Raw genomic sequence first — 22943 nt, 5'->3', positions numbered from 1 at the left:
AGTACCGGGGCATTCCCATGCACACTATTTTTTCTAGGGGCGTTTTTCTGAGGTGCTCTTCTAGGGCGTCCTTCCGGGGCACATCATCGGCGCGCCCCGCCGCCTGTTAGAGGGCAGCCGCTAGAGGCGAACCACCTCATCGCAGCGGGCAATATCCTCAGGACGGTGCGATACCAGAACCGTAGCCACGGAGCTGGAGCGGGTCGCAGCATCCAGGTCAGCCATCAGCGCGCGAGCAGACTCGGCGTCCAGGTGCGCGGTCGGCTCATCCAGCAGCAGCACCGGCGAGTTCACCAGCAGGGCACGAGCCACCGCCAGACGCTGACGCTGACCACCCGACAGGAACGAACCGCCAGCACCCACCGGGGTTCGCAGGCCCTGAGGCAGAGCGTCAAACCACTCGCCCAGACCCACACGGCGAAGAACCTCAACCAGCTCTTCCTCGCTCGGGCGATCCGAACGGTCACGAGCCAGCAGCAGGTTGCCCTCAAGGGTCGACTCGAAGATATGCGCCGCCTGCGGGCACCACGCCGCGTAGCCGCGCAGCTGCTCGCCCTCCAGGACCTCACCGGAAGCCAGCACACGGCCGGACTCCAGCGGCAAGAAGCCCAGAACGGTCGCAAGCACCGTGGACTTACCGGAGCCGGAGGGGCCGGTCACCGCAGTCCAGGAGCCCGCACGGGCGTTCATGTTCAGATCGGTGAAGACCGGGTGATCCATACCGGGCCAGCGGGCGGCAGCGTCCTGCAGACTCAGGGCGGGATCAGTCTCAGTGACCTTCACGCCGAGCTCCTGCGGGGTACCGCAGCTGACCAGGGTGGGTTCGCCGGGCTTCGGCGGGCGCGGGGTATCGCTCTTAGAACCAGCCGCAGATTCGGGGCGGGCAAAACGCTGGGCACGCTGACGGTCAGCCTCTAGCAGCTCCTCCATCTCAGCCTCCGCGCGGGCACGCAGACGCTCAGCACGACGCGGCAGAACGTGAGTGTCCACCTCAGCCTCGGTCGGCACGGAACGCTTCAGAGTCGAGGTGGCGACAACACCCTCCAGGGATACATCGCGCACGCTCGGGGCGATCGTCGCAAGCAGGCGGCTGAACGCGGGCCAGGAGCGGACCGCCTCAACATGGCCCAGGGAGCTTTCCAACATGCCGGTGCACAGCAGCACCACAATCGCCGCCTCGGGGGCACGCACGGTGCCGTCAACAGCCAGCGGGTACGCAATGATTGCGCTCGCCAGAGCCGCGCCGAACCAGCTCAGGGTCACGAGAGTACGGCCCACACCCTGCGCGGTCGAGCCCTTCTGCAGGGCGGACAGGTTCTCGGCGTCCAGGGCGCCGTTAGCCTTCTCAGCGGTGGATGCCACGCCGTTAGCGCGCAGGTCCTCAGCCGCCGAGAGCATGCCGGTACCCAGGCGCAGCATCTGCGCGGTGGAGCGGCGAGCGAGCGCCTCCGCACGGGCATCGGCGCGGAGCACAATCCACGGAGCCACAAAAGTGCTGACCAGCACGGCAAGCAGGACCGGGACCAGAGCCTGCGGCAGGATGCACGCGGTCGTAATCAGCGCCGCGGTCATGACCAGCAGGTGCGCAGCCGGCGGAATAATAACGCGCGGCACGCCGTCACGCAGCTCATCAATACCGCCGACGAGGCGTTCGAGCAGCGCGTCACCACGCAGCAGGGCACGCACGCTACTCACGCTCTGCCATGCGCCAACCCAGGCGCGCAGACGCAGAATATTCGCGGCGGCAAGAACCTTCGAGTGGGTCATCAGACGCTCAGCGTAGCGGGCGCAGGCACGACCCAGACCGAAGAAACGCACACCCACAATGGCGACCATCAGGTACATCATTGCCGGGCCCTCGGCGGCGCGAACAATCAGCCAGCCGGACAGCGCGGTCAGTGCAGCAGCCATCAGGGAAGTAATCGCAGCCATGATCACCGGGCCGGTTGCGGCGCGAACACCGATACCGGTCAGTTCCTTCAGGGTGCGCAGGCTTGCGAACAGGCCGGCAGGCTCGGCTTCCTTGACCTCGGCAGCTGCGGAGGCGCCCGCCGGGGCGGTGCTTTCAGCCTCGTACTCTTCCCTGTCCTTGAGCAGGTGCGCGGGGGCTTCGGCAGGCACGGGCACGCAGGCGGTGTTCGCCTCGGCGGTCCATGTGTAGCCCTGGGCAGTCTGCACAGCACGAACGAGGGTGTCGCAGCCAGCGGCAAGCTCCTGCTCGTGGGTCACAATCAGCACGGTTGCGCCAAGTTCCGCCAGGCGGTGCAGGGCGCGGGTCACCAGGTATGCCGAGTAGGCGTCCAGGTGCGCGGTCGGCTCATCCACCAGGACGGTCAGCACGGTCTGCTCACCGCCGACACGGTAGATAGCCTCGGCACGAGCCAGGGTGCGTGCCACGGCGAGGCGGCGCGCCTGACCTGCGCTGAGGGCACCGGGTTCAAGGGCGGTTAGCTTCTCCATGCCCAGCTGAGCCAGCGGACCAACCAGCAGCGCCGACTCGGCATCGGTGACGGACAGCTTCTTGGAGTCCATCGCATCGCCGAGCAGAACGGCTGCGCGCTCACGCTCCGCCTCAGTGGCACTGAGTGCGTAGAGAGCCATTTCGGTCCGCACGGTCGGTGCGGTGAAGACCGGCGACTGCGGAATGACCAGGGTGGTTCCCAGGCCGGTCACGCTACCGGTCAGGTGCACGGGCTCCTCCGAGCCGGTGGGCACCAGGCCCTCACGCACGGCACCGGAGAACACGTTCAGCAGGGTGGACTTGCCGCAGCCGGATTCACCCATCACGCCAATAACCGCGCCGCGCTCACCGTTGGCGGTGGCAACGCGACGGTTCAGGTTCAGAGACAGGTTAGTCACCACGGCAGGACGCGCCGGGTAGCTGACCGACAGGTCCTCAACGGTGATGGTGGAAGGCTGAGCCTTCTGCGATGCTGCACTCTGCTCTGCCGAGTCCGCAGCGGCGGCGGGCAGGGGCGCATCAATAATCTTCTGGGCGCTACGCAGGGCGGCAACGCCGTCCTCCGACTGGTGGTAGGCGGCACCCACATCACGCAGCGGCTGGTAGCATTCGGGAGCCAGCAGCAGCACGAGAATTGCGGTGTCCAGACCCAGGGTGCCGTTGACCAGGCGCACACCAATCAGCACAGCAATCAGCGCCACCGAAATGGTGGTGATGAGCTCCAGCGCGAGCGAAGACATGAATGCGCTACGCAGGGTCTGCATGGTGCGTTCGCGGTAACGCTGGCCGAGGGCGTTCATGGCGCGGGTCTGTGCACGTTCGCGGCCCAGACCGATAATGACGGGCAGGCCGCGCACCAGCTCCAGAATATGGTCGGAGAGGCGGTGCAGTTCAGCCTGCGCTTCCGCGGTTTCGTCGCGGGTGTTCTTACCGATCAGAATCATGAACACCGGAATGAGCGGCAGGGTGCACGCCAGCACCAGGGCGCTCATCATGTCCAGGGACGCCACCACGATCCACAGCAGGACCGGCACAACCGCGGTGGAAACAAACGCGGTCAGGGTCTTGGTGTAGTAGTCATCCAGGGCGTTCAGGCCTCGGGACAGTAGCACAGCGGTTGCGCCGGTACCCTCGGGGGTGTCCGCGCCACCGGTGGCGAGCACGCGCTTGAGCAGCGCGGAACGAATCTGAGACTTCGCCCCGGAGGCGGCACGCTGCGCGCTCACAGCCAGCAGGTAGTCGGTACCCGAGCGGACAAGTAGCGCAACCACGGCGACCGCAATCAGGCCGGGGGTGATGGCGTCACCGTCACCGAAGATACCGCCGAGGCCGAGCAGCCAGCCGCCGTGCGCCTCCAGCTGTGCCTGGGCGGAGCCCGAGAACTCAATGTAGGCGCGGTACACGTCCGGTGCACTCGTCTCTTTGAGGCGCGCGTGTTCGGCGGCGACAGCGGCGAATCCGGCGTGCGCCGCGCGGGCAATAATCACGGCGAGGGCGGCGCTGAAAAGCACCGTTGCGAGGGTGTGCACGGCGGTGATGATGCCGAACGTGCTGAGGGTTTTGCGGGCGTCAGGGCCCAGAGGCGGGCGACGGTCAGCGCGGTCGTTGCGCTTTCCTTCGGCCACCTCTGGGGCCTCTGTGTTCTGATGTTTGTCAGCGTGGCGCGGTGTGTGCGTTCGGCTCACGATTTTGTCCTTTGACCTAGTCTCTGGTGTTTTTACCTCCCCTTATTTTAAGGTTTGGGCTATCTAATACCTATTTGACCAGTCAGGTTTCAGGTAATTGGTTGGTCCTCACCCGGCGCTCACTCTAGCCGCGCATCGCGTCGGCGGGGCTCTTGCGGGACGCTACCCACGCCGGGTACGCCGAAGACACCAGACCGGTAAGGGCGCCAACGCCCACGCCGAGCACCACGAATCCGGGTGAGAGAACCGCCTGCCAGCCCTGCACGAGCGAAAGAATAATCGTCGCAATCATGCCGGAGCAGGCGCCGATGGAGCCGCCGAGCACGCCGAGCATGACGCCTTCCATGAGGAAGATGCGGGCAATCAGCCATTTACTCGATCCGATGGCGCGGCGCAGCGCAATCTCTGCGGTGCGCGATTGCACGGACAGGTACATTGCGGTTGCCGCCGAGAGGGAGGCGAGCACCAGCAGAATACCGGAGAGCACACCCACGTACAGGCCCAGATCCGAGGCAATGGACGCGCGTAGGCTCTGCAGGTCGGAGGGGGTTTCCACGTTGATCTGGCTGGGTTCAGCGGGCTTGAGGGTCAGCGGAATTGCCTTGGCGACCGCTTTGCCGTAGCCCCGTTCGGTTTCGGCAATGTATGTGACCTGGCCGCGTCCGGTGCGCTGAAGTGTGCCCGGCGAGACAATGACCGTGTTCCTAAATTCGTAGCCGCTATTGCCGGGGTCGAAGAGGCCGATGACCGGCATCAGCTGACCTTCCACCCAGATGCTCACACCGGGTGCCACCTGCGGCAACCCACCGAGCTTAATGCCGTAGTCGACGGCGGGTAGCTCGCCGGGCCTGGGCTCGGTTGTGGCGTTATCTGCAGCCTTATCTTCGGGAATAATGCCGAGGGCGCGGGCAGCGGAGACCGACACAATAGCGCCGGAGAGCTGCTCGGAGCGTTCACGGTCAGCAACGTTCTGCTGGGTGAGGGTCGAGTTCATCTGTTCGAGCGCACGCAGGGTTTCGGGGTTCATGCGGGCACCGATTTGCTCGAGCCGGGTCTTCGAGGTGGAGCTGAGACCAATCGCCGTTTTGGGTTCGTCCTCGTAGGGGCTGAACCGGGTGATTCGCACGTCGGCGGGTGCCACGCTGCTGACGAACCCGGTGTTCTTCACGTAGTCCAGCGCGCTAATGCGGTCGGCAACATTCTGCGCGGATTCGCCCTGCCGGTAGGTTCCGAGCATGTTCTGGTCATTGTCCCTGTCGCTGATGTAGAGCGTGGATTGTTCGGATCCGAGCAGGCGCTGGTTCACCTGGTAGCTGGCGGATTCGCTCATGCCGGAGGCGCTGATGAGTCCACCCACGCCCAGCGCGAAGGACAGACCCAGTAGCAGGGTGCGTAGCGGTCGTGAGGTGAGCGCGGAAATCGCCTCGATGCTGTCGTCGGTGAGGAAGCTTCCGCGGCGATGCGTAGCGGGCTTCTCCCCCGGTGCGAGGCTGGTGGTAGCATCTACCGGGGCACCAACCGTGGCTTCTGCCGGGGTGTCCGTTGCAACCGGCACAGCCTCGGCAACCGGCACCTCAGCGACCGGCACCGTAGCCAAGTCGGCGCGGCTCTGCTCGTGCAACTGCCCATCCTCAATGCGAATCACACGGCGGGCGGCGGCGGCAACCTCCGGGTCGTGGGTAATAACCAGCACGGTACAGCCGGTCGCGTTAATGCGCTGCAAAATCTCAATGACCTTGGCGCTATTGTGGCTGTCCAGGTTGCCGGTGGGCTCGTCGGCAAGAATCAGCGGCGGGCGCGTGGCGAGGGCACGAGCAATGGCGCAGCGCTGCTTCTCGCCGCCGGAGAGGTAGCGGGTGCGGATGCTGGCGCGGTCGCTCAACCCCAGAAATTCTAGGGTTTCTTCGGTGCGTTGCAGGCGCTCGCTGTAGGGTACGCCCTGCACGCGCAGACCCATGGAGGCGTTGGTCGTGCTGGTTTCGTCCAGCAGCATGTTCGAGGATTGGAAGATGAAGCCGAGGTGGTCTCGGCGCATTTCGTCGCGTTCTCTGTCGCTGAGTCCTTCCGTGTTTTTGCCGAAGAGGCTGTAGGTTCCGCTGGTGGGCGTGTCGAGCAGGCCAATGGCGTTGAGCAGGGTTGATTTACCGGAGCCCGACGGACCAATAATGGCGAGGAATTCGCCGCGTTCCACCACCAGGTCGAGATGGTCGAGGACTGCTCGTTCGCTCCCCTCGAAAACACGGGTAATGCCGTGCATTTCAATAGCGGGCGCGGTACCGAGCCCGGCGGCAGGTGTAGCGGCGGACGCTACGTTGGGCGCAACTGTAGGCGCACGTCCTGGGCTTGCGTCTGGGGTTCTCTTACGGCGGCTCATGAGACAAGCACCTTCTGTCCCGTGCTGAGGTTTGCGTTGATTGCGGCGTATCCGCCGGCGGTGCGTAGAACCTCAACGTTGACTCGTTCGGTGGAGGGCGCATCCTTGCTGGTCGAGGTGGAGCTTCCGCCCTTTTCAACGAGCACGTAGGTGCCCTGGGAGTCCTGGCGTACCGCGGTAGTCGGCACGGCGAGGGTGGTTGAGGTGTTGCCCTTACTGGTGATGGATGCGCTCTGCCCCGGAGTGAGCTTGCTCGGGTCGTCGGCGCTGAATCGCACGCTCTTTGCCGCACCCTTGGAGGGGTCGTTCTGCAGCTCACCAATACTGGTGATGGTGCCCTCCACACTGCCGGTGGAGGTGCGCAGGCTAACGCGGTCGCCGGCCTTGAGCTTATTGGCAACGGAGAGCTCAACGCTGGATTCCACGTAGGGTTCGCTGGTTTCTACACTCGCGATGGGGTTGCCGTCGTTAATGAGCTGGCCGACTGCCGCAACTGCGGTGACGGTGTGGCTACCTGCGGGCAGAATCGCGTAGTTGTTGCGGGCAATGCTGGTGACCCCTTCGCTGGGCACGCCGGTCAGGTGCGCGCGGTGCAGGCGCGTGACTGCGTCGAGGGTGTCTTCGGTGACGGTGCCGCTCTGAGCGGTGGCGTACCCGGCGGAGTTCAGTGCCTTCTGGAAGGCGAGCACGTCGTCGCCGTTATCGCCCAGGTTGAGGTCGCGGTACAGCGGCAGCGGCCCTTCCAGCACGAAGATGGGGTCGGCGCCAATAATGCCGATGAAGTCACCGGCCTTGAGCACGTTGCCGGGCTTCTGGTTCTGGTAGACGAGCACCGGCTCACCGTTGGTGCGCGCGCTAATCGGGGCGGTCTCCCCGGCCTTGGTGGTTCCGGCAATGGCGAGGCCCTCGCTGACGGTGCGTTCTTCAACCTTCGCCCAGACCGGAATCACGGTTTTCGCTTGCACGGTCGGGTCGGGGCCCGTGGCGGCGTAGCGGGTGCCCAGGTAGAAGGACAGCATGAGCGAGCCGATGGCGAGGATAGCCAGCAGCAGGAGCACGCGGGGTCGGGCGATGCGCTCGCTGAAGCGGTGCCCGCTGTTTTGGTTTTTCGTGTGAGTGGTCATGGCGGTGTCTTTCTAAACTGTGTCAGCGCTGTCTATTTCTCTGCGCTGCCTATTTCTTAGCGCCGTCTTTCGGTGCGCTGTCTTTAAGCGCCCCGGTTTACTGGTGCTCCAGAACGTACTGTTTGAACTTCTCGTCACGTTCACGTTCTGCCTTGCGGTCCTGCTCAAGCTGCGACTGGTACTTGCGGATGAGCGGCATCTGGTACTGGGCTTCCAAGTCGTAGAGCTGCTGGCTCATGCCGACCTGTTGGTTGCATTCTGCCATGATGGTGGCGATGCGAATTTCCTCTTCGGAGGCTGGCGCATTCGTTCCCCCGCTCTTGCTATCTTCCTCAGCCAGCGGGGATTCCTCGGCTACCGACCCTGCCTTATTGGGGGTGAGCCCCCGGTTTGAGACGCACTGCTTCCACTTCTCTTCGAGCTCGCGGTGCAGTTTGCTACCGTAAACGGCATTGACCGCCTCGGTGGAGATACGACTGTATGTGGACTGCACATCATTCTCGGGCCTCTTGCCTTCGGGCACCGCGGCGTCCAGGGTCTCGCGGACCTTGTCATCACATTCGATGATGAGCCTCTCCTCGGGGCTGAGGCTTGCCCCTGGGGTGACGGAGATGGGAGCTTTGGCGTTGGGGTCTCGCTTCTGAAAACCGTACTTCTTGGCGTACTCGACGTTCCAGGGGCCGTACATTCGGCCCAAATCGCCACGCGGCGCGCTTTCAGATTGGGGAGCTTGGTCGGGGTCGGTGTAAGTCTGCCCGTGTTCGGCGTAGCACTGCTTCATGGCAATCTGAATGGCCGTGTATTCGTAATGAGTGCCCAGCTCGTAGTAGAGGTAATCGTCCAGGGGCATCTTCACGATGTCCTGCTCCGCGTCGAAGATGGCGTGGACGCTTTCGTCACGTTCCAGCGGCGGGTTGAAGAGCGAGCATGCGCTCAGCGGGAGCACGCCGATGGCCAGCAGGGCACCCGTGGTGAGCAGGCGGCGGCTCATGCCAGTGCGAGAAGTAGCTCCGGTGCGGCGGTTGGGGGACTTCATCGTCAAACTCCTTATCGTGAGAGTGAGTTGTACACCACATTACACCTTTTACTCCCTGTCACGCCCGAATTTCGGGGGGGGTGTGCACCAAAAATTTTTGCGCGCCCACTCGCCTGCCGCAAGCTGCATCCTCTGCGGGAATATCCTCTGGGGACATAGAAAAATCCCCCGAACTTCTCAGAAGAGAAATCCGGGGGATTCTTCAATCAGCTACAGGCTACTTGGTCGGCAGTTCAGCCAGTTCGGTAGCGTCGTGTGCTTCGGGGATGTGATCCACGTGCAGACGCTTACGGAAGACCCAGTAGGTCCATGCCTGGTAGACGAACACGACCGGCAGACCAAGGCAGGTCACAAAGGTCATAACGCCCAGGGTGTACTCGGAGCTGGATGCATTCGCAATGGTGAGCGAGTATGCCGGGTCCAGGGTGGAGGGCAGAACGTTCGGGTACATTGCGGTGAAGATTGCCAGCGCACCGAATGCGAGGAACACGGACAGACCTGCGAAAGCGCGACCCTCACGGCCACCCTTTGCGGAGATCCAAGCAATCAGAACAGCAACCACAGCCAGGATGGTGCATAGCCAGGAGATACCGTTACCGGTGGTGAAGTCCAGTGCCAGAACCCATGCAACGATCGGCAGCAGCAGGACGGGAGCCCAGCGTACCAGGGTGTTGCGGGCACGGTCACGGATATCGCCGTCGGTCTTCAGAGCGATGAAGGCAAGACCCTGAACCAGGGAGAAGCCAACGAAGCCCAGACCGCCGAGCAGAACCGGCAGGGAGACCCAAGCGAAGGCGCCGCCGACGCGGTCACCGTTGTCGTTGATGGGCAGACCCATGGAGGTCAGGCCCAGCAGAGCACCGACGAGCAGTGCAATACCGAAGGAGGAGACGGACAGAGCGATGTTCCAGTTACGGATCCACTTCTCGTCGTTCTTCTTACCGCGGTATTCAATTGCGACCACGCGCAGAATCAGGAAGACCAGCGCGAGGGTCAGGGGGATGTACAGAGCCGAGAAGAGGGCTGCGTACCAGATGGGGAATGCTGCGAAGATAGCAGCACCGCCGGACACAAGCCACACCTCGTTGCCGTCCCAGACGGGGCCGATGATGTTCAGCAGCAGACGACGTTCCTTCTCGTTCTTGCTGAACTTGGAACCCATCAGCATACCGACACCCAGATCGAAACCGTCGAGAATCATGTACATGATGAGGAAGACGCCAATGGCTACAAACCAGAGGGTGGGCAGGCCAGGCTGACCGGCAAAGATATTGAAATCAAAGTTCATGGTGAATCAATCCTTACCCGCCTAGTAGGCGAACTCCAGCACATCGCGCTTGGACTTGTCGTTGGACTCGTCCTCGTGGTGCGACTGAACCAGCTCGGGCATTGCTGCCACCACACCGGCCTTGACGTACTTGATGAGCAGGTAAACCTCAACCACCATCAGCACACCGTAGAGCAGACCCAGGGTGAGCAGGGAGAAGAGGATTTCTTCACCAGAAACACCCGGGGAGATAGCTGCTGCGGTGAACAGGTGAATCGAGGGGTCACCCTGAAGGTTCGGAGCCACAACGAAGGGCTGGCGGCCCATTTCGGTGAAGATCCAGCCCAGTGCGATTGCGAAGAAGGGAGCCATGATGGACCAGACAGCAACGTTCTTGAGCAGCTTGGACTCGGGAACGGTGCCAACGCCCTTCTTACGGGTTACCCACAGTGCGTAGAGGTAGAGGGGCAGTACGACTGCACCCAGACCAATCATGCCGCGGAAGCCCCAGTAGGAGACCTCGAGGGAGGGCAGGTAGTCAATCTTCTGACCTGCACGCTCGCCGTAGAGCGGGTTGTTGGGCAGGTTGGTGCCGAACTTAGCTTCGTACTCGGGCAGCAGGGTCTGAATACCCTTCACCGGGGTGTCGAAGTTGTCGTGAGCCAGGAAGGACAGCACGCCGGGAACCTCGATGATGGGGGTGATCTTGTCACAGCTCTGAGCGCCGAGCTCGCCGACGGTCAGAACGGAGAAGGAGGTGCCGTCGTGGCACGCAGCTTCTGCAGCAGCCATCTTCATGGGCTGCTCGTGAATCATCATCTGTGCCTGCAGGTGACCGGATGCACCAACACCTGCGAACGCGAGGAGACCAACGACTGCGCCCAGGCGCAGGGACTTGAGCCAAACCTGGAAGTCCTTCTTGTCTCGTGCGCCCTTGTCGGACTCACCAACGACGACCTTGCCGTCAACGACCTTGTCGATGCCGTCCTTGCGGCGACGCCACAGCTTGTACCAGGCAATACCGACCAGGAAGCCACCGGCGACCTGAATGGATGCGGTGATGACGTGAGAGAAGGTCACCCATGCGAGGGGGTTCATCAGCACTGCGCCAATGTCGGTCATGCGGGGACGACCGTCAATCATTTCTGCACCGACGGGGTGCTGCATCCAGGAGTTTGCAACCAGAATGAAGAATGCAGAAATCCAGGAGCCGAGAACTGCCATGAACAGCGAGAATGCGTGTACAGCAGGCTTGAGGCGGTCCCAACCGAAAATCCACAGACCCAGGAAGGTCGACTCAACGAAGAAGGCGAAGAGGCCTTCCATTGCCAGCGGAGCGCCGAAGACGTCGCCAACGAAGCGGGAGTATTCACTCCACGCCATGCCGAACTGGAATTCCTGAACCAGACCGGTGGCCACACCCATTGCGAAGTTAATGAGGTACAGCTTGCCCCAGAACTTCGTCATGCGCTTGTATTCGTCCTTCTTGGTACGAACGTAGCAAATGTACAGGTAGGTCACAACAAGGCCCAGACCCAGAGTCAGCGGAACCATGAAGAAGTGGTAGACGGTGGTAATACCGAACTGCCACCTACCAAAATCAAGGGGATCCATTGATAGGTCCTTACTATGTGTGTACTTAATGTGTGTTTGTGCCAGATTTCGGGTAGTCCGCCATCGATGGAGGGCATACGAGAGTTACTGACACAGTGTCTCTCATGCTTCTAAGGTACAGGGTTTTCCCGAGGAGCTGTGAGTACGCTGTGCATAGTATGGACGTTTATTGTTTGACGTTTCGCTAAAGGTACCTCGAACGTTATCCCCCGGGGCGGGGGTGGTTTGAGGGTTGGAACACGGAGGGGCTGTGTGGGTCTGAGAGGCGCTTTCAGAACCACGGTAAAACTTTGCAGTTTTATGCAGTTTATGCAGATTTTTGATGACACATTCTCGGAATATGACAGGCACCTCAAGTAATACTTAAGGCTTAAATTTGCATGATTTATGCTGATTTTACGCGGATTTCAGAGAATCAACGTGACTATTCTCACACAAAATTCCTGGATTATGACACGCCAGTCACACACTCCCCCGCAGGTTACATATCGATGTTCTCGGTATCCAACTGATGCGCACCGGCAATGATGAACTCCTTACGCGGAGCCACCTCAGAACCCATCAGTAGCGAGAAGGCGCGCTCGGCAGCCTCGGCATCCTCAATGCGAATACGGCGCAACATGCGGTGACGCGGATCCATCGTGGTCTCAGCCAGCTGGTCGGCGTCCATCTCACCCAGACCCTTGTAACGCTGAATCGGTTCCTTATAGGTCACGCCCTGCTCCTGCAGGGAGTCCAGCAGCTCGTGCAGCTGCTTCTCGGAGTAGGTGTACACCATCTCGTTCGGCTTACCGCGGCGCACCACCTCCACACGATGCAGAGGCGGAACCGCAGCATACACGCGACCCGCCTCAATCAGCGGGCGCATGTAACGGTAGAACAGGGTCAGCAGCAGGGTGCGGATGTGCGCGCCGTCAACGTCAGCATCGGTCATCATGATGACCTTGCCGTAGCGGGCAGACTCCAGATCAAAGGTGCGACCCGAGCCGGCGCCAATCACCTGAATCAGCGCAGCGCACTCGGCGTTCGCGAGTACATCGGTCACCGAAGCGCGCTGAGTGTTCAGGATCTTACCGCGAATCGGCAGCAGAGCCTGGTACGAGGAGGAACGCGCCAGACGCGCAGTACCCAGCGCCGAGTCACCCTCCACAATGAACAGTTCGGAGTGCTCAACATTGGTCGAACGGCAATCCACCAGCTTAGTGGGCATGGACGAAGACTCCAGCGCGGTCTTACGGCGCTGAGTTTCCTTATGGATGCGCGCCGAAACGCGGGTCTTCATCTCAGAGACGACCTTCTCGCACAGGGCGGTCGCCTGAGCCTTCTCAGCACGCGCGGTCGACTCCAGGCGAGCCTTCAGCGCATCACCCACGACCTTCGACACAATCTGACGAACTGCCGGGGTGCCCAGAATCTCCTTGGTCTGGCCCTCAAACTGCGGCTCGGCAAGACGCACGGTCAGCACGGCGGTCAAGCCGGCGAGAACGTCGTCCTTCTCAATCTTGTCGTTACCCACCTTGTACTTGCGGGCGTTATCGGCAAGGTGCTTGCGCATCACGCGTAGCAGGCCCTGTTCAAAACCGGTCGTGTGGGTGCCGCCCTTGGGGGTGGCAATAATGTTCACGAAGCTACGGACCGTCGTCTCGTAGCCAATACCCCAGCGTAGCGCAACGTCAACCTCGCAATCGCGCTCCACATCGGTCAGCTGCGAGCGGCCGTCCTCGCCCAGCACCGGCACGGTCTCAGTGAAAGAGCCGCTACCGCTAAAACGCCAGGTGTCGGTAATGCGCTCATCGTGCGCCAAGAAATCGACGAACTCGCTAATGCCGCCGTCGTACTGGAAAACTTCCTCGTGGGGCTCCAGCTCGCCGGGGGTGCCGGGCAGGCGGCGCTCATCGCGGATGCAAATACGCAGACCCGGAATAAGGAACGCGGTCTGGCGCGCACGAGCAGCCAAGTCCTCGTAGCTGAACTTGGCGTCGGGGGTGAAAATCTGCGGGTCAGCCCAGTAACGCACACGGGTGCCGGTCACGCCGCGCTTCGCCTTGCCCACAATCTGCAGGGCGTCAGTGCCCTCGGTTGCGGGAGTGAACGGATCATCGGGCTTGGGGGTGCGGCCGGACTCAAAGTGGCCGGGAATGCCGTGGCGGAAGGACATCTGGTAGGTCTTCGAACCGCGATCCACCTGCACATCCAGGCGAGACGACAGCGCGTTCACCACGGAAGCACCCACACCGTGCAGACCACCGGAGGCGTTGTAGGAGCCGCCGCCGAACTTACCGCCGGCGTGCAGCTTAGTGAACACAACCTCCACACCGGACAGACCGGTGCGCGGCTCAATATCGGTCGGGATACCGCGGCCATCATCGCGCACCTCAACCGAACCGTCACGGTACAGAATCACCTGGATAGACTGGCCGAAACCGGCGAGCGCCTCATCCACCGAGTTGTCAATAATCTCCCAGAGGCAGTGCATCAGGCCGCGGGAGTCGGTGGAGCCGATGTACATGCCCGGGCGTTTGCGTACAGCTTCCAGACCTTCCAGCACGGAGAGGTGACGGGCGGTGTAGTTCGAAGACGCCACGGGAATCCTTTCGGCAAGTGATGACTGTGTGCAAGTGATGACTGTGTGTTTAGCGCGGCAAGCTCGCGGAGGGGAGAAAGAAACGCCCCGGCTTGCGCTCATGGTGCTCTAAGTTTCTATTCTATCGTGGCTTGTTGCCCGCTTCTGTCTGTACCGTCATTCGGCTCTGCCGAGAGGATGCAACAGCAGAAAAGCACCGGCTGCCACTCCTCTATGGAGTAGCAGCCGGTGCACGGGTATCTGAATTTTTAGGGTGCGTTTTTGAGGTATCCAGTCTGGGCGCCTCACAGCTGAGGCACTCCCCTAGTGCGCATCACCCGAGGCGCGCGAAGAGCTCTCGTGACGGTTCGTGACCATGATATTGGACTTGAAATAGAACTCTTCGGGGAGCTCATTCGTGACCGGGCCGTGCGGGAATTCGCTGAGCTTCGGCACGAAGTACCAGTCCATCAGCTCGCCGCTACTCTGCTTGAGCACACGGCGTTCCCTCATGGCATGGTGCACCTTGCGGCGCAGGCGGGCGCTATCTTTCAGGGTGCTGGTGAAGACCCACGGGGTCTCGTAGCCCTCGGTAACCATGCCGAAGGTGATGCGCAGGTTGCCGTTCTCGTCGGCGTCCATCGTGAAGTCGCCGTCTGCGATGTCGGTGAAAGCGAGCATCCAACTGTGGCGGCGTTCGTAGCTTTCACGAGTGGTCTGCAGTGCCGCAATGATGCGGTGGTCAACCAGCAGCTCAACCTTACGTTCGGTGATTTCACCCAGACGCGCGTAGGACCCGAAGGCGCGGTTCGCGCCACTGCGGCGAGGCCACTTCGTTACCGCACCGTGCGGCACCTCCCCCGCAAAGGTGAAGGGACCGGTAATGGTGCCGGGCAGGCGCAAACGTTCAAAAGGCGCAGTCGGCAGGAAAGTCGTCAGCAGCTGATCGGAGCTCACCGATTTACCCCAGCGTGCCATCTCAAAGATGGTCGGCTCGGGGCCCACCGGGTAGAGGCGCGGCATCTTGCGACCGAACTCGTCAAAGCCCTCAATAAACTCACCGTTGGAGCTATATCCCGGCATGGTCGCACCCAGCGGGCGAGTCCACGAACCCGAGTACGGCTTGGTCAGGTGCGGGTTCTCGACCGGAAGGATGCTGGTGCGAGCACCCAGGTAGGCGGGCATGCGCGAGAGGTTGCGCCAGGCGAACTTCGCGGCGACCGCCTCACGCCACCACATCGGGCGTTTGCCGGGAGTCTGACCGCCCAGGCAGTGCATCAGGAGCCAGAAACCAGCCCAACCGAGAGTACCGGCAACAATCACCCACAACACCACGCTCAGCACCAGCTGGAGGGTGCCGGTCGCCCACAAGTTCGTGGCAATCACACCCATCAGCGCAGCCCACGCCACCATGACGTACGGGCCAAGAGTAATCATCGGGTCCACCACCTTGACGGCGGCAATCACGCGGCGATTCAGACCGCGCCACACGTAGGAGTAGGACCAGCATCCGGCGGCAAGGGCTAGTGCCATCAGCAGAAGAAGGATGAACATCGGTGCGTTCTCTTTCGCGGCAGGGTTTTCTACCGGGGTCAGTGACAGGTGGCAGTCAACGACGGGCGGGTAAGCGGTAAGTGGCCCGCAGTGAAGTGCTGTTCAACGACAAAACTCGTCTGCCGAAGGTACCTTCAACAGACGAGTCTTTGGTGTCACTAACCCTGAGGTAAAGCTTCTTTACCTATTGTGCCTTTAATTGGCATCTGGGTGGGGGATTTTAGCGGCGGTGTACGAATAAATCGCACGCACCCCTCACCGGGCAGACACCCTGCAGATACCTACAACTCGGTAAAGCGAGCAAGCGACAGCTCCCCAGCAACAGTTTTAGGCAGCCAGCGCCGCAGCAATCTGCGGGATTAGCGCCTCAAAAGCACGCGCGCGGTGGCTAATCGAGTTCTTAATCTCGGCGGGAATCTCCGCGCAGGACTTGCCCGCGTACTGGCCCTCGTACAGGGCGTTCTCGCCGTTGAGCTCCACGGGGCGAAGAATCGGGTCGTAGCCGAAGCCGCCCTCCCCCGCCGGCGCGGTCAGCAGCTCGCCGGGTAGCTCGCCGTACTCAACCGCTTCGAAACCGTCCGGAGATGCCACCGATGCGGCACAGCAGAACTTCGCGCCGCGGTGCTCGGGGGCAATATCGCTCAGCTGAGCCAACAGCAGGTTCAGGTTGGCGGTATCGTCGCCGTGGTGGCCCGCCCAGCGTGCCGAGAAGATGCCGGGAGCACCACCGAGCACATCCACCGACAGACCCGAGTCGTCAGCAATAGCAATCAGGCCGGTTGCCTGAGCAACCGCACGAGCCTTCAGCAGGGAGTTCTCAGCGAAGGTCACGCCGGTCTCGGGAACGTCGGGTGCGTTCACGCTGGCCGCATCCACGACCTGGGTGTCAACGTCCAGGCCGTCAATGTGGCCGCGCAGAATCTCGCGCAGCTCCTTGAGCTTGCCCTTATTGTGGCTTGCCAGAACAATCTTTGCGTCTGCCATAGTTTCTCCTTTGCAGCAGGTGCACACGGCGTGGGGTGGGGCGCCGTGCGGGTTAGTCGTTCTTCAGCGCCTCACGCTGAATCTGAGCCAGCTCAGCGGTGCCCTCCAGCGCCAGGTCGAGCAGGCTGTTGAGCTCGTCGCGGTCGAAGGGTGCACCCTCGGCGGTGCCCTGAACCTCCACGAACTTGCCGCTGCCGGTGACGACCACGTTCATGTCAGTCTCGGCGCGAACGTCCTCGGTGTAGGGCAGGTCAAGCATGGGGGTGCCGTCAATAATGCCCACCGAAATTGCGGACACCGAATCAATCAGCGGGTTCGCCTTAGCGGAGATAATCTTCTGCTCCTTCGCCCAGGTGATAGCGTCAGCCAGCGCCACGTACGCGCCGGTAATCGACGCGGTGCGGGTACCGCCGTCAGCCTGCAGAACGTCGCAGTCGAGCACGATGGTGTTCTCGCCCAGCTCCTCCATGTTGATGACCGCGCGCAGGGAGCGACCAATCAGACGGGAAATCTCGTGGGTGCGGCCACCCACGCGGCCCTTCAGCGACTCGCGAGAAGAACGGGTATTGGTGGCGCGCGGCAGCATCGCGTACTCGGCGGTCACCCAGCCCTTGCCCTCGCCCTTGAGCCAGCGCGGCACACCCTCGGTGAAGGATGCGGTGCACAGCACGCGGGTGTTGCCGAACTCGATGAGGGCGGAACCCTCGGCGTTGCGGGACCAGCCGCGGGTAATGGTGATGGGGCGCAGTTCGTTGAGGGCGCGGCCGTCTTCGCGGGTTACAGTCATGGGTTCTCCTTATGTCTCTCTGCGAGATCTGTGTCTGTCTGTTACGTCTGTGATTGTTAACGCTGGTGGGGCTGAAGGCTATTTGAGCTAGTCCAGCAGGGTCTTGGCCTAGTCCAGCTCCGGTTTAGGGAGCGCAATCGCGGTGTTCAGCGGCGGGTCGAGCACCTCCACCACGTTCAGGGTGGAGGTCACCGGGTGAGCCGGCGTCGGGCGCGGGTAGATGCGGTAGCTTGCCGCCATCTCTGCAACACCCACGGGGCCGGAGAACGCGCTACGCGCCTCGGCGCGGGCAATGTCCGGGTCGTTCCACACGGGCAGATGGGTCAGCAACAGGTTACGCACGCCCGCCTCCTGCGCCGCCTCACCGGCACGCTTACCGGTCAGGTGAATGCCACGCAGGACATCGTCGCGGCCCTCCTGGTAGGCTGCCTCGCAGAGGAACAGGTCGGCACCGCGAGCAGCCTTAATCAGACCCTCGCACAGGTCGGTATCACCCGAGTACGCGAAAATCGTGTGACCCTCGCGGTCGTTGCAAGTAATACGTAGCGCGTACGGGTCCTTCGAGGGGTGCACCACACGGAACGGCTCCACTCGGAACGGGCCAATCTGCACAGGCTCACCCTCGGTCCAGGTGTGGTACTCAAACTCGGTGCTCATACCCGGATCAGGGTCCAGGCCGTGAGTCGCCGAAAGGTACTCGTTAATCGCGGCGGGACCGTACAGCGGAATACGGCCCTTGGGCCAACCGCGCGGATCCCACTTGACCGCCACGTGCAGACCGGACAGGTCGATGCAGTGGTCCGGGTGCAGGTGCGAAATCAGAATCGCGTCGATATCACTCAGATCAATATGGCGCTGGAGCATGCCGAGGGAGCCGTTGCCCATGTCCATAATGATGCGCCAGGTTCGACCCGCGAAGTCCGTGGCGGTGAGCATGTAGCAACTAGCCGGTGAGACGGGGCCCGGGAAGGAGCCCGTGCAGCCGATAACGGTTAGACGCATGAGGGGTCGTCCTTAGTGGTGGTGCCGGAAAATTCAGTGCCTGCGGTGGCATCCGCTGCCTGGTCGGATTCTGCCTCGTCATCACCGAGGTTAATGTTGCGGTGCGCCGCGAGCATTTCGGGGGTGATGGCGGCAAGCGAGCCGGTCGGGTAGCGTTCCGCCACGGAGCTGGTGTGGCGAACGTTGGTGACCTCGGGGCCAAGGAAGCGGCGCGCCAGGTGCGAGAAGGTCTCAGATTCGCCGGTGGCGAGGAATTCGTGGTGCGGGTTTGCCTCGGGGACCGGGCTTTCAATGGCGTGGTTGAGCAGTTCGCGGTACACGTCCTTCGCGGTCTCATCCGCGGAAGAAACCAGGGTGACGTCCTCACCCATAATGTAGGAAATCACGCCGGTCAGCAGCGGGTAGTGGGTACAACCGAGCACGAGGGTGTCCACGCCGGCATCCTTGAGCGGCTGCAGGTACTCGCGGGCGGTCTCCAGCAGTTCGGGGCCGGAGGTAATGCCCTTCTCCACGAACTCCACGAAGCGCGGGCACGCCACCGAGTACACCTCAAGGTTCGGGGTGATCGCGAAAGTGTCCTCGTAGGCGCGGGAGGTGACGGTCGCCTCGGTCGCAATCACGCCGATCTTGCGGTTGCGGGTTGCGGCGAGCGCGCGGCGGGCGGCGGGCTGAATCACCTCGATGACGGGGATGCCGTACTGGCGGGTGTAGCGTTCGCGGGCGTCGCGGAGCACCGCTGCGGAGGCGGTGTTGCAGGCGATGACGAGCATTTTCACACCGGAGTCGACGAGTTCGTCCATGATGCGTAGCGCGTTGGCGCGTACTTCTGCGATCTTGAGGGGGCCGTAGGGGCCGTGGGCGGTGTCGCCGACGTAGATGATGCGTTCGTGAGGCAGCTGGTCCATGATGGCGCGTGCCACGGTGAGTCCGCCGACGCCGGAGTCGAAGACGCCGATGGGTGCCGCGGCGGTGGGGCCTACGGGCGCGGGGCTTCCCCAGGGGGTGCGGGCACGGTAGGGATTTGTTGCGTCGATGCTGTCACTCATGTGTCACCTACACTTCGTTATCGGTCGGGTACCACGTTCTATGCTAACTCGCTAAGGTTACCCTTTTAGTTCGTTCGGCGGTTAGATGAGTCGAGAACCACCATTATGTGGTTGTATATGACGGTAGTTTGAGGGGTAATTCGAAAAATTCGTTCTATTCTTGCTCGTCTGCCCCGCCTGATACCCCGCCAGGTGCTCCGCCGGGCTCTTCGCCTTCTTCATCGTCCAGGCCGTCGAGCATGGCGAGCATGAGCGAGTCCTGAACCCAGGAGACGAAGTTGTACACCACAGCCATGTACTCTTCCTGGGTTTCGATTTCGGAGGGGTCGGTGAACGCCGCAATATCTTCGGCGGTGTCTTCATCCACAATGTAGAGGCGGTCTGCGAGCACCAGTCGAATATCGCCGAGCGCGGCAGCCCAGGCGCGGGCGTGCTCCTCGTTCAGGCGCAGGTCGCTCGACTCAATGTCGAAGGCGAGCATGGCGAGGTTCGCGCGTTTGGTTTCGCGCAGGTCGCGTTCGGTGTAGCGGCGGTACTCGGTGGCGGCCTCGTCGTCGCTGCTTGCGGCGGGCAGCAGGCGCGCCACGGCGCTATCGGCGGGGATGGTGGGGTTTTCAGTGATGCCGACCAGCGCCTCCAGCGGGTCGACGGTGCCGCCGTCGGCAGTGGTATCTGCCGGTCGCAGCAGCGCGCGCACGTCTTCGGCGAGTTCACGGATCAGGTCGCGTTCGGCGGGTTCGAAGGAGGCGGTGTAGCCTCCGGGGGTGCGGCGGAAGGGTCGCGCCATTAGTTTTCTACTTTCTCGAAGGTTGCCAGCAGACCCCAGGCGTGCATTGCCTGGGTGTGTTTTTCGGCGTCTTCGCGTGAGCCGGTGAAGACGATTGCCTTGCCGTTATTGTGCACCTGCAACATGAGCTCCTCGGCGCGGGCGCGGGAGTAGCCGAAGTGACTGCGGAAGACGTAGGACACGTAGGTCATGAGGTTGACGGGGTCGTTCCAGACGATGACTTTCCAGGGGGTGTCTGTGGCGAGGATGTTCTCCAGTGCGGTGTCGAGGTCGGTGTCCTCGAGGGTTCCGGTGGAGAGGGTCACGGCGGTAGTGTTCATTGGTTTCCTTTGCGGCCGGTTCCCTTTGATTATACGGGCGGGTATGTGTTGCGCCTGTGTGACCCCTGTGTTCGTCCTGCGCTACTGCGGTGTTCATCCTGCGTTGCGGCGGTGTTTATCATGCGTTGTTCCCGCACAGAGTGCTGGTAATTTGTCATACTACAACACTTAGAGTCAAGAATACTTTATGTATTGATTGACACGCCGACTTAATAGGAAAAATACCCTAATCCCCCACTACAATAAACACATGGCTACTACCTCCCTTCTCACCGACCACTACGAACTGACCATGCTCCAGGCGGCACTCGCCTCCGGCGCAGCCAACCGTAAGTGCACCTTCGAAGTCTTCACCCGCCGCCTGCCCGCAGGCCGCCGCTACGGCGTCCTCGCAGGCACCGGCCGATTCCTCGAAGGCCTCGCTAACTTCCGATTCAACGACGAAGAACTCTCCTTCCTCTCCTCCCGCAACATCGTCAACAAAGAAACCCTCTCCTACCTCGAATCCTTCACCTTCAGCGGCAACATCCGCGGCTACGCAGAAGGCGAAGCATTCTTCCCCCACTCCCCCGTCATGCAGGTCGAAGGAACCTTCGCCGAGGCATGCGTCCTCGAAACCTACCTGCTGTCCATCCTGAACTTTGACTCCGCCGTGGCGAGCGCCGCCTCCCGCATGAGCGCCGCCGCTGGCAACCGCCCCTGCCTCGAAATGGGTTCGCGCCGCGCCCACGAACGCGCCGCAGTCTCCGCTGCACGCGCCGCCGTGATTGCGGGCTTCGCGGGTACCTCCAACCTGGAGGCTGGTCTGCGCTACGGCCTGCACACCATCGGCACCAGTGCCCACGCCTTCACCCTGCTGCACGACAGCGAGCGTGAAGCCTTCGAGGCTCAGCTGCGTTCCCTCGGCGCCCGCACCACCCTGCTCGTCGACACCTACAACGTGGACGAGGCGGTCCGCCTCGGCGTGGAACTCGCGGGCGAAGAGCTTGGCGGCGTGCGCCTGGACTCCGGCGACCTGGTCGCCACCGCGGCACGTGTGCGTGAACTGCTCGACTCGCTCGGCAACACCCACACCAAGATCACCGTCACCAGCGACCTGGACGAGTACGCCATCGCATCCCTGGCGGCAGCACCCGTGGACTCCTACGGCGTGGGCACCAAGCTTGTCACCGGTTCCGGCGCGCCGACTTCCTCCATGGTGTACAAGGTTGTTGAGCGTGAGAACTCTGCCGGTGAAATGCAGCCGGTCGCTAAGGCGTCTGCTGGCAAGGCGTCCATCGGTGGCGCCAAGCGTGCGGCCCGCCGCCTCAACGGCATGGGCATTGCGACCGCCGAGGTTCTGGGCACCCACGAGGATCCGAACCTGCTCGAAGACACCCGCCCGCTCATGGTGGACTTCGTCCGCAACGGCGAGCTACTCCCCGGCTTCACCGGTGAGGAAGGCGTGCGCCGCGCAACCGCCCGCCACGCAGCATCCCTGGCTGAGCTTCCCGAAGCTGCCCACCGCCTCTCGGAGGGTGAGCCGATCATTCCGACCGAATTCATCTAAACCACCCTTCTGAGATACTGTTTTTCACCTGGCGAATCAGAGTGAAAACTCATTCCTACTTGTAAAGGACAGACATGTCTAAGGCACTGATTATTGTTGACGTGCAGAACGATTTCTGCGCCGGCGGCGCCCTCGCCACCGAGCGCGGTGCGGACGTTGCCGCGCTGATTAGCGAATACGTGGAGAACAACCACCACCGCTACGACGCGATTGTCGCCACCCAGGACTGGCATATCGATCCAGGCTCGCACTTCTCTGACACCCCCGACTACGTTGACTCCTGGCCGGTGCACTGCGTCGCCAAGAGCGAAGGTGCGCAGATTCACGAGAACCTGGACACCGACTACATTGAGGCGTACTTCCGCAAGGGCCGCTTCGAAGCAGCCTACTCGGGTTTTGAGGGTCTTCTCGCCCCTGAGGATGAGGTCGCAACCGGCGAGCACGAGCCTGGTGCGGATGCATCCGAGGACGGCCCGCAGACTCCCCTGTCGGAGTGGCTGGATGAGCGCGGTATCGAGTTCGTCGATGTTGTCGGTATCGCCACCGATTATTGCGTGTCGGCAACCGCTCGCGATGCGGTCGATGCAGGCTACGAGACTCGCGTGCTGCTTGACCTGACCGCGCCCGTGCACGAGGACAAGCTCGACGACGTGGTTGCCGAACTTGAAAATGAGGGCGTTGAGGTGGTTGAGGTTCTCTAACCTCCACCAGCTCTGCCGGTGACTCGCCATCTAGGCGGGCACTGAATACCGGGCACTGAATATACAGAGGCGGGGAGCCTGGGATAGTA

The 22943-nt window shown here is 62.2% G+C and carries 16 protein-coding genes; 2 read left to right on the top strand and 14 right to left on the bottom strand.

Features of this window, described 5'->3' with window-relative positions:
- Positions 1-120: 120 nt before the first annotated feature.
- From AB8E48_RS00685 to clpS, 14 genes are all read right to left on the bottom strand, one after another.
- A complete protein-coding gene (locus AB8E48_RS00685; protein ID WP_368885417.1) occupies positions 121-4086 on the bottom strand; it encodes an ATP-binding cassette domain-containing protein in 3966 nt (1321 codons plus the stop codon).
- 184 nt (positions 4087-4270) lie between these two features.
- A complete protein-coding gene (locus AB8E48_RS00680; protein ID WP_368885416.1) occupies positions 4271-6520 on the bottom strand; it encodes an ABC transporter ATP-binding protein/permease in 2250 nt (749 codons plus the stop codon).
- A complete protein-coding gene (locus tag AB8E48_RS00675; protein ID WP_368885415.1) occupies positions 6517-7644 on the bottom strand; it encodes an efflux RND transporter periplasmic adaptor subunit in 1128 nt (375 codons plus the stop codon). Before AB8E48_RS00675 ends, AB8E48_RS00680 begins: the two co-directional genes overlap by 4 nt.
- A 97-nt stretch (positions 7645-7741) precedes the next feature.
- Entirely contained in the window at positions 7742-8680 is a 939-nt protein-coding gene (locus AB8E48_RS00670) for a multidrug transporter (protein WP_368885414.1), read from the bottom strand.
- A gap of 217 nt (positions 8681-8897) precedes the next feature.
- On the bottom strand, positions 8898-9968 hold the full coding sequence (gene cydB / locus AB8E48_RS00665) for a cytochrome d ubiquinol oxidase subunit II (protein WP_296546323.1): 1071 nt from the start codon (positions 9966-9968) through the stop codon (positions 8898-8900).
- A gap of 21 nt (positions 9969-9989) precedes the next feature.
- The gene (locus AB8E48_RS00660) at positions 9990-11561 is read right to left on the bottom strand and encodes a cytochrome ubiquinol oxidase subunit I (protein ID WP_368885413.1); all 1572 of its coding nucleotides are present in this window, start codon (positions 11559-11561) and stop codon (positions 9990-9992) included.
- A gap of 481 nt (positions 11562-12042) precedes the next feature.
- Complete coding sequence (locus tag AB8E48_RS00655) at positions 12043-14145, bottom strand: type IIA DNA topoisomerase subunit B (protein WP_368885412.1); 2103 nt, start codon at positions 14143-14145, stop codon at positions 12043-12045.
- A 303-nt stretch (positions 14146-14448) separates the two neighbouring features.
- Positions 14449-15678: a peptidase E gene (locus AB8E48_RS00650; protein ID WP_368885411.1), complete on the bottom strand. Its 1230-nt coding sequence runs from the start codon at positions 15676-15678 to the stop codon at positions 14449-14451.
- 327 nt (positions 15679-16005) lie between these two features.
- Positions 16006-16662 (bottom strand): non-canonical purine NTP pyrophosphatase, encoded by a 657-nt coding sequence (locus AB8E48_RS00645; protein WP_368885410.1) that lies wholly within the window; start codon positions 16660-16662, stop codon positions 16006-16008.
- A 52-nt stretch (positions 16663-16714) separates the two neighbouring features.
- On the bottom strand, positions 16715-17449 hold the full coding sequence (gene rph, locus AB8E48_RS00640) for a ribonuclease PH (protein ID WP_368885409.1): 735 nt from the start codon (positions 17447-17449) through the stop codon (positions 16715-16717).
- A gap of 108 nt (positions 17450-17557) precedes the next feature.
- Positions 17558-18451, bottom strand: coding sequence for an MBL fold metallo-hydrolase (locus AB8E48_RS00635; RefSeq protein WP_368885408.1), 894 nt, complete (start codon positions 18449-18451; stop codon positions 17558-17560).
- Positions 18442-19497: a glutamate racemase gene (gene murI / locus AB8E48_RS00630; RefSeq protein ID WP_368885407.1), complete on the bottom strand. Its 1056-nt coding sequence runs from the start codon at positions 19495-19497 to the stop codon at positions 18442-18444. Before murI ends, AB8E48_RS00635 begins: the two co-directional genes overlap by 10 nt.
- A gap of 154 nt (positions 19498-19651) precedes the next feature.
- A complete protein-coding gene (locus tag AB8E48_RS00625) occupies positions 19652-20284 on the bottom strand; it encodes a DUF2017 domain-containing protein (RefSeq protein WP_368885406.1) in 633 nt (210 codons plus the stop codon).
- Positions 20284-20604, bottom strand: a complete 321-nt coding sequence (gene clpS, locus AB8E48_RS00620) for an ATP-dependent Clp protease adapter ClpS (RefSeq protein WP_005507825.1) — start codon at positions 20602-20604, stop codon at positions 20284-20286. The genes AB8E48_RS00625 and clpS overlap by 1 nt, the downstream gene beginning before the upstream one ends.
- Before the next feature lie 250 nt (positions 20605-20854).
- Here clpS and AB8E48_RS00615 point away from each other — a divergent pair, with 250 nt between their 5' ends.
- Positions 20855-22153 (top strand): nicotinate phosphoribosyltransferase, encoded by a 1299-nt coding sequence (locus AB8E48_RS00615; protein ID WP_315551183.1) that lies wholly within the window; start codon positions 20855-20857, stop codon positions 22151-22153.
- Between the two features lie 74 nt (positions 22154-22227).
- Positions 22228-22854 carry an isochorismatase family protein gene (locus AB8E48_RS00610; protein ID WP_368885405.1) on the top strand — a complete coding sequence of 209 codons (627 nt, stop codon included), beginning with the start codon at positions 22228-22230 and terminating at the stop codon, positions 22852-22854.
- The last annotated feature ends 89 nt before the right edge of the window (positions 22855-22943 follow it).

Origin of the sequence: Rothia mucilaginosa (genome assembly GCF_964211445.1) — a bacterium.
Lineage (GTDB): Bacteria > Actinomycetota > Actinomycetes > Actinomycetales > Micrococcaceae > Rothia > Rothia mucilaginosa_E.
This window is presented reverse-complemented; position numbering and strand designations above follow the sequence as displayed.